A 12,908-nucleotide genomic window follows, 5' to 3' on the forward strand; every position below is an offset into this window, starting at 1 on the left:
AAGCAGACCTCTCCCTATGGGAGAGGGGACCCACGCCTGACCGGGGCTAGGCTCGGTCGTCATATGCGATTGCCCTCCCCCGCAGAGGGGGGAGGGAGAGCGACGTCAGCGCGCCAGGTAATCCGTCAGCGTCATGCCGACCAGGATGGCGACCCAGAAGAAGCCGAGCACCGAGAACAGCTTCACCAGCGGCGGCTCCTTCAGCACCTCCATCGAGACGAGGAGGATGAGCGCCACCATCACGGTCACGACGGCGAGTTCGAGCGCCCAGGTATAGGCGAAGGGCACGGTCGCCCCGAGCGCCACGTTGACGGCCAGCAGCGCCAGCAGCGCCAGAAACGTCAGCACCGGCTTGCGCATGTGGCGCCGGAACAGCGCGCGGTCCTCGGGCGAGAGATCCCTGATCGGGTTGCGCATCGCCCTCCCCTACCGGTTGACCACGTAGAGGATCGGGAAGGCCAGGATCCAGACCAGATCGATGAAGTGCCAGTACAGGCCGTAGACCTCGATCCAGTTCTGGTGCCGGCCCAGGAAACCGGGCTTGGCCGCCTTCCAGGTCATCCCGAGCAGGATCGCGATGCCGGTGAACAGGTGCAGCGCGTGCAGGCTCGTCGCCACGTAGTACAGGTTCACGAAGAGCCGCGAGGCCGGGCTCTGGGCGAGCTCGTAGGGCCGCCCGGACAGGAACGGCATCATGTGCTCCTGATAGTCGGCGTAGTACTCGTAGCCCTTCAGCAGGAGGAAGAGCGCGCCGAGCGCGGCGGTGGCGAGCATCATTCGCACCATCGCGCGCTGCCAGCCCATGCGCGAGAACTCGATCGCCATCGACATGGTGAGGCTGGAGCAGATCAGCACCACGGTGTTGGTCGCGCCGATCCAGAACTTGAGATGGCGCGCGGCCTCGACCGTCGCCTCGGGGTGCTGGATCCGGGTGATCAGCGCCACCAGGAACAGGGCGGCGAAGAGCAGCAGCTCGGTGATCAGCCAGGCCCAGATGCCGAGCGTCGCGGCGTAGCGCTGCTGCGCCACGCTCTCGAAATGCTCGGCGCGGGCGACGCCGACGCCCTCGGGCAGCGCCTCGCTCATCCGTGCTGGCTCCGGCTCTCCTGGGCCTGGATCGGGTAGTCGTAGGGGATCCTCGGCACCGCCGGATCGCCGAGGAAGTTGTGGGTCGGCGGCGGCGAGGAGGTCTCCCACTCCAGGCCCTTGGCCTCCCAGGGGTTGGCCGGCGCCCTGCGGCCGAACCAGAGCGAGTAGACGAGATAGAGCATCGGGAAGAGGTAGCCCGCCGCCAGGATGGTGGCGCCCGCCGAGGAGAGGATGTTGAGGAGCTGGAACTCGGGCGGGTAGGTCGCGTAGCGCCGCGGCATGCCGAGATAGCCGAGGATGAATTGCGGGAAGAAGGTGACGTTGAAGCCGAGGAAGATCAGCACCGCCGAGATCCGGCCCCAGGCCTCGACGTACATCCGCCCCGTGAACTTCGGCCACCAGAAGTGCAGGCCGCCTAAGAACGCCAGCACCGTGCCGCCGACCATGATGTAGTGGAAATGCGCCACCACGAAGTAGGTGGCGTGGACGTGCTGGTTCACGGCGAGCGTGGCGAGATAGAGCCCCGTCAGGCCGCCGAGCACGAAGAGCCCGATATAGCCCATCGCGTAGAGCATCGGCGTGTCGAGCCGCAGGCGGCCCTTATGGATCGTCGCGGTCCAGTTGTAGACCTTGACCGCGGACGGCACCGCCACCGCGAAGGACAGGACCGAGAAGGCGAGGCTCGCCAGGTCGCTCTGCCCGTTGACGAACATGTGGTGGCCCCAGACGAAGAAGGTCACGGAGGCGAGCCCGATCGACGCGTAGGCGACGAAGCGGTAGCCGAAGAGCTTCTTCTGGGCGAAGGCCGGCACGATCTCGGAGATCACCCCCATGCCGGGCAGGACCATGATGTACACGGCCGGGTGCGAGTAGAACCAGAACAGGTGCTGGAACAGCACCGGGTCGCCGCCATAGGCCGGATCGAACACCCCGATATGGAAGGCGCGCTCCATGATCAGCAGGATCAGCGCCGTGGTGATGACGGGGGTGGCGAGCAGGAAGATCAGGCTGGTGGCGTAGTGCGCCCAGACGAAGATCGGCAAACGGAACCACGTCATGCCGGGCGCCCGCATGGTGTGGATCGTGACCACGAAATTGAGCCCCGTCAGGATCGACGAGAAGCCCACGATGGTGACGCCGATGAGCGCGGGCAGCACCCAGGTGTTCGAGAAGGCCGTCGAGAGCGGCGCGTAGAAGGTCCAGCCCGTATCGACGCCGCCCAACACCACCGAGACCATGGTGAAGAACGCGCCGCCCATGAAGACGTACCAGCTCGTCAGGTTGAGCTTGGGGAAGGCGAGGTCCTTGGCCCCGATCATCAGCGGGATCAGGAAGTTGCCGAAGGTCGCGGGGATCGACGGGATCAGGAAGAACCACACCATCACGACGCCGTGGATGGTGAAGGCCTTGTTGTAGGTGTCGTTCGTCATGATCGCGCCGTTCGGCACGACGAGCGCGAGGCGGACCACGCCCGCCGCCACCGCGCCGATGACGAAGAAGGCGGTGATCGCGGCGAGGTAGAGGATCGCGATGCGCTTGTGGTCCGTGGTGAGGAACCACGAGCGGAGCGTCGATTGCGCGTGGAGGTAGTCGGAGGGGCGGCCGAGCGTGGCCTCGGGCGCGTGCGGCTCGCGGTTGGCCACCCCGCCCTCGACGGTGCCGGATGCGCTCATGGCCGGTCTCCTGGGACACGCCGCGGTTCTGATTGGCACACCGCCCTTTTCCCGGGCGCATGGAGCGCCAGCGGAATGCGACCCGGGACCCAGCACGAGACGTCGCGAAGCGTCCGAATCCTGCAACGCCGCAGGGAGATCGCACCGCTGCGCGGCCCTTCATTCGCTGGATCCCGGATCACCGTCCACTGCGTTCCAGGCGTCCGGGAAAAGGGCGGTGCTTCATCTGTTGTGGCGGCGGCAAAGGGATCGGACGGAAACGGCATCATCGCGTACCTCCCTGCGCGGCGGGGTCGCCCGCGGCGGCGCGCATGTCGGATTTGAGGTAGTTGATCAGGCGGGTGAGGTCGTCGTCCGGGATCTTGCCGGCGTAGCTCGGCATGATCTGCTTGTAGCCCTCGGCCAGCCGGTTGCCGTTGGGATTCAGGATCTTTTCGCGCAGATAGGTGTCGTCGGCGATCCGGGTGGTGCCGTCCGCGAGCCTCACCTCCCGCCCGTAGAGGCCGGCGAGCCGCGGGGCGCGGATCTGCGAATCGGCGTTGTGGCAGGTGCCGCAGCCGTAGGCGTTGTAGACCGCGAGCCCCGCCGCGGGGCCGGATTGCTGCGCGCCGCCGTGGGTCAGCCATTCCTGGTAGTCGCCCGGCTCCATGAAGGTGATCCGGCCCTCCATCAGCGAGTGGTCGGTGCCGCAATATTCCGAGCAGTAGAGGTGGAAGGTGCCGGCCCGGTCAGCCTTGAACCACAGCTCGGTGGTGCGGCCGGGGATCGCCGCCACCTGCATGCGCACCGCCGGCAGGTAGAGGGCGTGGATCACGTCCTGACTGATGATGCGCAGTCGCACCGGCTGGTTGATCGGCACGTGCAGGTCGTTGATCTCGGACTGGCCGGTGGGATGCTGGAACTTCCACATCCACTGCCGGCCGATCGCCTCGATCACCATGGCGTCGGGCGGCGGGTTCTTCGAGTGCACGAAGAGGCGCGCCCCCCAGGCGAAGAAGATCAGGGTGAGCGCGAAGGGGATCAGCATCCAGCTGATCTCGACGAGGTTCGAGCGGACGCCGCTGGGCTCGCGGTCGGCTTCCTGGCCGTCGCGGTAGCGCAGGGCGAACCACGTGATCGCCAGGAAGACCGGCACGGTGAGCAGCAGCGTCAGCACCGTGAAGGCGAGGATCAGGTAGTCGGTCTCGACGGCCTTGGCCGAGACCGCGGCCGGCCAGAGTTCGAGGGCGGAGTGGTGCGGGGTCATCGGGCGGGATCCAGCGGCCGGCCCGTCACCAGCTCCATGGCGCGGTCGATCGGGATGCGGGCGCGGCCCGCCTCGGTGAGGGCGTAGCCGTCGAGCCGGCCGCGCTCGGCCGCGCGCGCGCGGGCGATGTCGGCGTAGGGGTCGGCCTGCAGGTTCGGCGGCGGGGGGGTGAGCTTGGCGGTCTGCTGCGGGGTGAGCGCGGGCCATTCGCGGCGTTGGCCCAGCGTGAAGGCGTGCATCAGCCAGAGCATCAGGCCGACCGCGACGAGGGCCGAGAGCGCGAGCCCCGCCATCACCAGGCCGGTCCGGCGGACGTCGACGTCCTCGGTCTCGTGGCCGGGCCCGGCACGAGGCGCCTCGGGCCAGTGCGCGGGTTCGGGTTCCGGCGCCGGGGGGCGCCGGGGCGCCAGGCCGGCGAGGATCGCCTGGAACAGGCCGCCGGGCCGTTCCGGGCCGCCGGGGGGCTTGGAAGCCTGGCTCATGCGGAGGCCCCCTTGCCAGCTCGGCGGGTGTCCACTCGGCGGGTGCCTGCTCCGCGGGTCCACCAGGGATGCGGCATCCGCGCGAGCGGGCGCAAAGCCCCGGCGAGGCAGAGCACGCCGAGGGCGGCGAGCAGGTCGGTTCCCGTCAGGGTGAAGCGGTCGCGCAGGGCGGGTGTGACGAGCCAGAACATCTCGGCGACGTGCACCGCGACGACGAGGCCGGCGAGCACCCGGGTGGTGGGCCGGCCGGGCCGCAGGGTGGCGAGGGCTGCGGCGAGCACGACCGCGCCGGCCGCGAGCGCGAGGCCGCGCCCGGACCAGCCGCCGCGGGCGAGATACCAGCGCACCTCGTCGGGGAGGTTCGCCGACCAGACGATCAGGAACTGCACGAAATGCAGGTAGGCCCAGAGCGCCAGCAGCACGGCGAGCGGCACCAGCCGGTCCTGGCCCGCGACCGCGCGACCGCGGCCGACCGGCGCCGGCTCCTCGGGCGCCCGCAGGATCGCCGCCGCGAAGGCGAGGCCGCTCCAGGCGGTGAGCACCAGGATGCCCTCCAGGCTGGAGCCGAGGCGCGGATCGAGCGAGCCGACGAGGTCCGTCACCGCGAGCGTGCCGACGAGGGCGTGCAGGCCGACGCCCGCGGCGGTGCGGCCGTCGCCGGGGCCCGTGGGCGCGTCGCGGAAGCGCGCGGCGAGCCAGACCCAGAGGCCCAGATAGGCGAGGACCCGCAGGGAGAAGCCGGCCCAGGTGAACCAGACCCGGCCGAGCGGCGTGTCGGGCGGCTCGGCGATCCAGGGATAGAGGATCGGGGCGGCGGCGAGCAGCGGCAGGCCCAGGATCGCGGCGGCCGGCATCAGCCCGAGCAGGCGGCGCAGGCTCAGCGCGATCTCGCCCTCGCCGTGGTCGTGCACCCGGAGGCCGAAGCGCTCCAGCGCCACCGCCACGGGCAGCGCGCCGGCCGCGAGCCCGAGCAGGACCAGCCAGGCGGCGAGGTAGGCGCCCGCCGCCTCCCGCCAGCCGCCCGCGAGGACGGCGAGCGCGAGGAGCGCCAGCCCGGCGAGGCCGAGCGGCAACGGGCGGGCGAGCCGCCGGCCGAGGGAGCGTTTCGCCGGGCGGCTCATCGGGCGGCCTCCAGGCGGGCACGGTCCTCAGGCGGCAGACCGGCCAGCTCGGCGCCCTGGCTGAGCTGGAGCGCGCGCAGGTACGCGACGATGGCCCAGCGGTCGGCGGACGGGATCATCTGCGCCATGCCGAACATCGCCCGGTGGCCCTCGCCGACAGTGCGGTAGAGCTCCGCCGCGGAGGCCTGCCGCAGCCTGTCGGCGGCGAGGTTGCCGGCGTGCGGGAAGCCGCGCTGCACCACGATGCCGCGCCCATCCCCCGAGGCGCCATGACAGGGCGTGCAGAAGATGGCGTAGCGCTCCCGGCCCCGCGCCAGCAGCGCGGCGGTGATCGTCGCGGGCTGGGGTGCCGCCGCCGCCGGGTCCTGCCGCGGCACGGTGCCGGGCACCGGATCGCGCATGGTCATGTGCTTGGCGAAGTAGGGGTTGCGGTCCCAGGTCCGGGCCTTGGGCTGGTCGGCCATGTTGGCCTGCTCGCAAGCGGCGAGCGGCGCGAGCAGGCCTACGAGGACGAGCGGGCGGAGGAACCGGCTCATCGCGGGATCCGCCGGATCTCGAGGGGGCGGCCGGCGCCCGCGGGCAGGCCGGCGAGGCGCCGCTCGATCCGCTCCACCTCGAAGCCCTCCCCTTGGGCCTGCACCGAGAGGAAGAAGCGGTCCTCGCTCGCGCGCAGGAAGCCCGGGATGTTGAAGGCCGGGTGGTTCAGGCGCGGCAGCCGGTTCAGCACCAGCAGGGCGAGGTGGATCGCCACCACCCCGCTCATCATCGCGAAGGCGAAGCTCGGCACCACGAAGGAGGGCCAGGAGAAGCGCGGCCGCCCGCCGATCAGGAAGACGTAGTGGTAGGCGCTGGCGTAGACGCACATCCCGTAGAAGCCGAGCCCGCCGAGGAGGGCTCCGCCGAGCGCGTAGGGCCGGATCGTGCGCCCCTCCAGCCCGAGCGCGCGGGTGACGCGCGGCATCGGCACCGGTCCGTGCCCGTCGAGATGGACGTCGCCACCGTTGCGGGCGGCCGTGAGGCTGGCCACCGCCTGCGCGGCGGCGGCGAGTTCGGCTTCCGTGGCAAAGCGCGCGCTGATGCCCCAGAGCGGGGTGCCGGGCTCCATCGCCTCCGGGTCCGGCTCGGGCCGGTCCGAGGCGGTCTCGCGCCCGGTCCGGGCGCCGGCCGCGAGCGCGAGGCGGCGCGTCTCGGTGATCGAGACCGCGGGCAGGTAGCGCAGGAACAGCAGCAGCAGCACGAGGAACAGGCCGACCGAGCCCGCGAAGGTCGCGATGCCCCAGACCGTCTCCCGGAAGGGCTCGTGGGCGGCGGGTAGGAAGTTCTGGCCGAGGGTGACGAGCAGCACCATCACGTGGTCGGCATAGGCCCCGACCGCCACGAGGATGCCGACGCCCGCGACGGCGAGCGGCGCGCGCCGCGCCCGCGTCGACCAGAACACCTGCGCGGGCAGGAGCAGGCAGACGAGCACCGTCCAGAAGGCGGCGGCGTGCTCGCCGGTGACGCGGCGGGCGAGCACGCCGCGCTCGTAGGGATCGCCGTGCAGCGCGGTCGAGAAGAACTCGGTGGCGTAGCAGTAGAGGCTGGCGCAGCCGAGGCCGAGCAGGAGCCGGGCGATCAGGCCGAGATGGCGCTCCGTGACGAGCCCGTCGAGGCCGTAGACCGCCCGGATCAGCACCACGATCGCGCCGGTCAGCCCGACGCCGGAAAAGACCGCGTTCACCAGGAAGGTGACGGGCAGGATGGTGTCGTGCCAGCCCGGCATCACGGAGCCGGCGAACATCACCGAGGCGCCGGTCTGCACGCAGACCACCAGCATCACGCCGAGCAGCGCGATGGTGCGGTAGCCCTGCAGCCAGAGCTGCCAGTGGGCGGCCGAGCCCCGCCAGCCGGAGGCGAGCAGGCCGTAGGTCCGCGCCCGCATCATCGCGAGGCCGCGGGTCAGGGCGCGCGCCTCGCGCTGGCGCATCGCCTCCGTGAAGGCGCGGTCGCGCAGAGCCGCGAGATCGGGGAGCAGCCCGACATACCAGAGGCTCACGCAGACCACGAGGAACGAGACGATGTCGACAGCGTCCCAGACCAGGGCCGAGCGGAACTGCGGCCAGAGCGAGAAGGTGTTCGGGTAGGGCAGGTTCCAGTAGAAGTACCAGGGCCGGCCGAGATGGATGATCGGGTAGAGCCCGGCCGCGCAGGTGCAGAGCAGGGCGACCGTCTCGGCGACCCGGTTGATGGCGCCGCGCCACTCGGCCCCGAGCAGCAGCAGCGTGGCGGAGACGAGCAGGCTGCCGCAGGCCGCCCCGATCCACCAGTCGTAGCTCGCGATGTCGAGCGCCCAGACGACGGCGTTGTTGTTGCCCCAGACGCCGACCCCTTCGAAGAGCAGCCAGAACAGGGCGACGGCGAAGACCGCGAGCAGAGCCATCGCCCCCGCGAAGGCGATCCACCAGCGGCGGTTGAGCGGGTGGCGGATCGGCACGGCGGTGACCGCGCGGCCGATGCCGGCAAGGGTCTCGCCCGGGGGGATCAGGCTCGCGCCGGCCACGCCTCAGCCCTCCTTGCCGGGCGATTGCCCGGAGGACGCGGGTGCCTTCTGCCCGTCGGCGGGCGCGAGGCCCGCGAGGTAGGTGGTGCGGGGGCGCGTGTTGAGCTCGGCGAGCAGCGCGTAGTGCCGCCCCTCCGCGCGGGCCTGGGCCACGCGGCTCTCGGGATCGGCGATGTTGCCGAACACGATCGCCCGGGTCGGGCAGGCGTTCTGGCAGGCGGTCTCGACCGCGCCGTCGGGGATCGCGGCGTGGGCGTCCTTGGCCGAATCGATCCGCGCGGCCGCGATCCGCTGGATGCAGTAGGTGCACTTCTCCATCACCCCGCGGGCGCGCACCGTCACCTCGGGGTTGTTGCGCTGCTGCAGGATGGCCGGCTGGTCCTCGGTGTAGTCGAGGTAGTTGAAGCGCCGGACCTTGTAGGGGCAGTAGCTCTGGCACGTGCGGGTGCCGACGCAGCGGTTGTAGACCTGCAGGTTCAGGCCCTCGCTGTCGTGCAGCGTCGCCTCGACCGGGCAGCCGACCTCGCAGGGCGCCTGCTCGCAGTGCATGCAGGGCACCGGCTGGAAATGGGTCGCGGGCTCGTCGAGGCTGCCCGCGTAGTAGCGGTCGATCCGGATCCAGCCCATCCAGCGGCCGCGGGCGACCTCGTCGCGCCCGACCACCGGGATGTTGTTCTCCGACTGGCAGGCGGTGACGCAGGCGTTGCAGCCCGTGCAGGCGTCGAGGTCGATCACCATGCCCCAGGCGGCCTTCGCGCCCCGATCCTCGGAGGACGGGCCGTAGAAGCTCGGCGGCTTGTCGGCCTCATCGTCGCCCACGGGCCCGGCGCCCTCCGGCTGCACGCGCACGACGTCGTGCCCCTGCATCGTGCCGAGATCCTGCGTGGTCGCGGGCATCCGGCGCGCGCCGGTCTTGGCGAGCTTGGTGCCCTGGAGCCGCCAGGGCGTGGCGGCCGGGCGCAGGCGGTTGGCGTCGTAGCCGAGGCCGCGGGAGAGGTGGTCGGGCACGTTGCGGCCGTAGCCGAGGGTGAGCGTCACGGTCTCCTCGGCCTGCCCCGGCAGGATCCAGGCCGCGCCCTCGATCCGGGCCTCGCCCGCCGCGACCGCCACGACGTCGCCGGTGGCGATGCCCTCGCGCTCGGCGAGTGCGGGAGAGATCAGGACCACGTTCTCCCAGACCACCTTGGTGAGGGGCTTGGGCAGTTCCTGGAGCCAGCTCAGATCCGCGTGCGTCCCGTCCCACACGGTCGGGTCGGGCCGGAACACCACCTCGATCCCTCCGGCCGGCGCGGGCGCCGGGGCCGGCGCCGCCCCGGTGAGCGCGACGGTCTCGGGGGGGCTCGCGCTGTCGGGCAGGAAGCCCAGGCGCAGGGCTTCCGCGAAGCGGGCCTCGAAGGCGGCCTCGTCCTCGTCCGGGCGGCGCAGATGGGCCTTGAGGAGGCCGAGCCCGTCGCGCATCTCGCCTTCCAGCAGGAAGGAGAGCAGCTCGTGGACCGTGCGGCCCTCGTGGAGCGGCGCGATGGTCGGCTGGATCAGGCCGACCGTGCCGTCGAGGGAGCGCGCGTCGCCCCAGGATTCGAGCGGGTGGGCGAGCGGCAGGTGCCAGTCCGCGTGCGCGCCGGTCTCGTCGTAGTAGAGGCCGGCATGGATCTTGAGCGGGACGCGCTCCATCCGGCGGGCGAAGTCGAGGCCGCCGGGCGCCTCGTAGACCGGGTTGGAGCCCAGCACGATCAGGGTCTCGACCGCGCCCCGCTCCATCGCCTCGGCGAGGTCCGCGAGCGTGCCGGCGCCGCCGGGCGAGAGGGGCGCGATGTGGCGCAGCGTCGAGCCGGTATTGCCGAGCGCGCCGTTGAGGCGGTGCACCAGGGCGTGCAGCTCCGGCGAGGCGGCGAGCCCCGTCGTCACGATCGAAGCGCCCCGGTTCGCGTCGAGCGCGGCGGCGGCGCGGCGGAGCCAGTTGCCCGCCCGCGCGCCCGAGGCGCCGCCGCTGCCCCCGTCAGTGAGGCTGAGGAGGTCGCGGGCCAGCGCCTCGATCCCGCCGGCCGAGAGGCTGAGGCCGTAATCGGCCTTGGCGCTGGTCAGCGTCGGCGTCGGGGCGACCGCGTGGAGCGCGGGCAGGTGCCCGGCCGCGTGGCCGGCGCGGCGCGCCTCGATCCAGGCGCGCGACAGCCCGACCTGACCGGGACCGAGATCGAGGAAGTCGCCGTCGAGCGACACGACGGCCCTGGCACCCGCGAAATCCGGCAGGGTCTCGACCGGGCGGCCATAGGCCTGGGCCGCGCCCGCGTGGAGGCTCTCGCGCGTGGCGCCGGCCGCCTCGTACCAGCCCATCTCCGGGTAAAGCTCGCGCAGGCGCGCGACCATCGCGGCGAGCGCGGGCGAGGTCGCGGGGGCGGAGAGCAGGGCGAGGCCCCGCCCGCGTCCCTCGCGCCAGCCGGCCAGCCGCGCCAGCATCTGCCCGCGGAAGGCCGCCCAGGAACTCGGCCGCCCGAGATGCTGCACCGCCTGGGAGCGGAACGGGTCGTAGAGCCCGAGCACCGAGGCCTGGGCCAGGATGTCGGTGCCGCCGCGGCTGAAGGGATGGTCCGGGTTGCCCTCGACCTTGATCGGCCGCCCGTTGCGGGTGGTGACCAGGATGCCGTTGGCGAAGCCGTCGAACAGGGCCGAGCTGGCATAGGAGAGGGACGCGCCCGGCACGATCCGCTCGGGCTGGTTGACGTAAGGAAGCTCGTAGTCCCGCCCGCTGTCGGCACCGCAGGCGGTCAGCCCGGAGAGCGCGAAGGAGGCCGCCATCAGCCGGAGGAAGCCGCGCCGGTCGGGCGCCCCCGCCAGCCGGGCGGCGGCCGGAAATTCCGACTCGACGTAGGCGCGGAAGGCCGGCGTGTCGGCGACCGCCTCGAGGCTGCGCCAGAAGGTCGGGCCGTCGGCGCCGGAGAGGCGGGCGCGGATCTGCGCGATGTCGGGGTCGCGGCTCATCGGTGGCAGATCCCGCATTCCATCAGGCGCTGGCCGCCGCGGATGTGGTTCTGCGCCACGAGCTGCGGGCCGAGCGTCGCCTGGTTCGGGGGCGGGCTCCACGTCATGTTCCAGACCTGATCGGGGGTGCGGACGTACTTCTCCGGGTTGCGGTGGCAGTCGAGGCAGAAGCCCATCTCGAAGGCGTTGGCCCGGTAGGTCATCTGCATGGCCGTGACCTCGCCGTGGCAGGTGGAGCAGCCGATGCCCTTCGTCACGTGGACCGAGTGATTGTAGTACACGTAGGACGGCAACTTGTTCAGGCGCCGCCATTGCAGCGGCTCGCCGCTGGCATAGCTGTCGCGCACGGGCTTCAGCATGTCCGAGCCCGACCAGACCTGGGAATGGCAGGTCATGCAGGTATGGGTCGGCGGGAGGCCGGCGGTCGCCTCCTTCTCCACCGTCGTGTGGCAGTAGCGGCAATCGATGCCGAGCTCGCCCGAATGGTGCTTGTGGCTGAACGGCACCGGCTGCTGGGGCGCGATCCCGACGCCCGTCACGTAGTCCGAGCGCACGATGCCGGCCGCCACGATCGGCACACCCGCCAGGCACGCGACCCCGGTGAGGAGGACGAGGCGGTAGATCGCGTCCGCGCCGGGCGTGAAGAGCTGCGCCATCAGCCCTCCTTCCGCGTCGGGAACGCGCCCACCGTCGCGCCGGTCGGCTCTCCGGTCCAGGGTCCTGGCTGCGTCAAACGATCGGTCCGTTCTTCGACTGGCCGCGTACCGGTCGGCGGGGCAGTGCCGGCCCGCGCCGCAGCAGAAGAGAGGGCACGGGGGCCGGGCCGGCAATGCGACCGCGGCGCGCTGCGGCCTGGAATGCGAAAAATTCCAGCGCGCGGGCTTTCCCGACCCCTTCGCCTACTCCCTCTGCGCCCGAGGGTGTGCTGCCGCGCTTTGCCGCGCGCGCCGGGTCCACTATGCGCGGATCGGGGGACCGGAGGTTTGATCCGGCACCGTGGGCGGGCAGCAACGAGGCGGCATGGAATCGGACCCGATCCACCTGAGCTGGCGCGCCGCCCGGCGCCAGCACGCCGCGGCCCTGGCGCTCGGACTGGGGGCCGGCGCGCCGCTCTGCGCCCTGGCCCTGCTCTGCCTGCGCGACCTCTTGGCCACGATGCTGCGCGACGAGGCGGCCGTCCTCCCCTTCCTGCGCGTCGTGGTCCCGTTGCAGGATACGCGGCCGGACCTCGTCCTGGCGCCGGGCTGGCTCCTGACGCCGCCCCAGCTCGAACTCGCCGCCTTCCTGTCCCTCGCCGGCACGGCGCTGGCGCTCGCCGGGATCGGCTGGATCGTGGCACGGCTCTGCTTCTCCGCCCAGGCGCGGGCGACGGGGCGCCTGCGCGGGGCGGTGACCGAGGCCATCCTCGAGGCGCCCGCGGGCGCCCGCGAGGAGGCGCGCGGGCTCGCCGACCTCAGCGGCCGGACGCTCGCCCAGCTCGACGGGCTGCTCGCGGTCGGCCTGGTCCTGCCGGGATTCGCGGCGGGCGCGGCCCTGCTCAGCCTCGCCCTCGCGGCGCTCGCCGCCCCGCGCCTCGTGCCCGTGGCGGGGATCGGGCTCGTCGCGCTCGGCCTCGCCCACGCTCTGATCCTCGCCCGCACCCGGCGCCGCAGCGCCCTGCGCCAGGAGGCGGGCGCGACGGCGCAGCACACGCTCGTGGACCTCGTGCGCCGCCTGCCCGCGATCCGCCGGCACGGGGCGGCCTCGCTGGAGCGGGCGCGGCTCGCCGCCAAGGTGCGGCGC

10 protein-coding genes and 1 pseudogene are annotated in these 12,908 nt (G+C 72.3%); 1 reads left to right on the plus strand and 10 read right to left on the minus strand.

Features of this window, described 5'->3' with window-relative positions; all coding sequences use genetic code 11:
• Window positions 1–105: 105 nt before the first annotated feature.
• The 10 genes from AX737_RS04520 to AX737_RS04565 all read right to left on the minus strand — a co-directional run bounded on the left by AX737_RS04520 (window position 106) and on the right by AX737_RS04565 (window position 11,782).
• Entirely contained in the window at window positions 106–417 is a 312-nt protein-coding gene (locus tag AX737_RS04520) for an oxidase (protein WP_066919322.1), read from the minus strand.
• Between the two features lie 9 nt (window positions 418–426).
• The gene (locus tag AX737_RS04525) at window positions 427–1,086 is read right to left on the minus strand and encodes a cytochrome c oxidase subunit 3 (protein ID WP_066919324.1); all 660 of its coding nucleotides are present in this window, start codon (window positions 1,084–1,086) and stop codon (window positions 427–429) included.
• Entirely contained in the window at window positions 1,083–2,762 is a 1,680-nt protein-coding gene (locus AX737_RS04530; protein ID WP_066919326.1) for a cbb3-type cytochrome c oxidase subunit I, read from the minus strand. Before AX737_RS04530 ends, AX737_RS04525 begins: the two co-directional genes overlap by 4 nt.
• 265 nt (window positions 2,763–3,027) lie before the next feature.
• The gene (coxB, locus tag AX737_RS04535; RefSeq protein WP_066919328.1) at window positions 3,028–4,008 is read right to left on the minus strand and encodes a cytochrome c oxidase subunit II; all 981 of its coding nucleotides are present in this window, start codon (window positions 4,006–4,008) and stop codon (window positions 3,028–3,030) included.
• Window positions 4,005–4,490 carry a hypothetical protein gene (locus tag AX737_RS04540; protein ID WP_066919330.1) on the minus strand — a complete coding sequence of 162 codons (486 nt, stop codon included), beginning with the start codon at window positions 4,488–4,490 and terminating at the stop codon, window positions 4,005–4,007. Before AX737_RS04540 ends, coxB begins: the two co-directional genes overlap by 4 nt.
• The gene (locus tag AX737_RS04545) at window positions 4,487–5,611 is read right to left on the minus strand and encodes a hypothetical protein (RefSeq protein WP_066919332.1); all 1,125 of its coding nucleotides are present in this window, start codon (window positions 5,609–5,611) and stop codon (window positions 4,487–4,489) included. Before AX737_RS04545 ends, AX737_RS04540 begins: the two co-directional genes overlap by 4 nt.
• Entirely contained in the window at window positions 5,608–6,147 is a 540-nt protein-coding gene (locus AX737_RS04550) for a cytochrome c (protein WP_066919334.1), read from the minus strand. The genes AX737_RS04545 and AX737_RS04550 overlap by 4 nt, the downstream gene beginning before the upstream one ends.
• Window positions 6,144–8,150 (minus strand): quinol:electron acceptor oxidoreductase subunit ActD, encoded by a 2,007-nt coding sequence (locus AX737_RS04555; RefSeq protein WP_066919335.1) that lies wholly within the window; start codon window positions 8,148–8,150, stop codon window positions 6,144–6,146. The genes AX737_RS04550 and AX737_RS04555 overlap by 4 nt, the downstream gene beginning before the upstream one ends.
• 3 nt (window positions 8,151–8,153) lie before the next feature.
• Window positions 8,154–11,126, minus strand: a complete 2,973-nt coding sequence (locus tag AX737_RS04560) for a TAT-variant-translocated molybdopterin oxidoreductase (RefSeq protein ID WP_066919337.1) — start codon at window positions 11,124–11,126, stop codon at window positions 8,154–8,156.
• Window positions 11,123–11,782 (minus strand): cytochrome c3 family protein, encoded by a 660-nt coding sequence (locus tag AX737_RS04565; RefSeq protein ID WP_066919339.1) that lies wholly within the window; start codon window positions 11,780–11,782, stop codon window positions 11,123–11,125. The genes AX737_RS04560 and AX737_RS04565 overlap by 4 nt, the downstream gene beginning before the upstream one ends.
• Before the next feature lie 364 nt (window positions 11,783–12,146).
• Between AX737_RS04565 and AX737_RS04570 the strand changes: the two are divergent.
• Window positions 12,147–12,908: pseudogene (locus AX737_RS04570) on the plus strand (ABC transporter ATP-binding protein); the annotation flags it as partial.

Source organism: Methylobacterium sp. CCH5-D2 (assembly GCF_001556475.1).
In the GTDB taxonomy this organism is placed as follows: Bacteria; Pseudomonadota; Alphaproteobacteria; order Rhizobiales; family Beijerinckiaceae; genus Methylobacterium; species Methylobacterium hispanicum.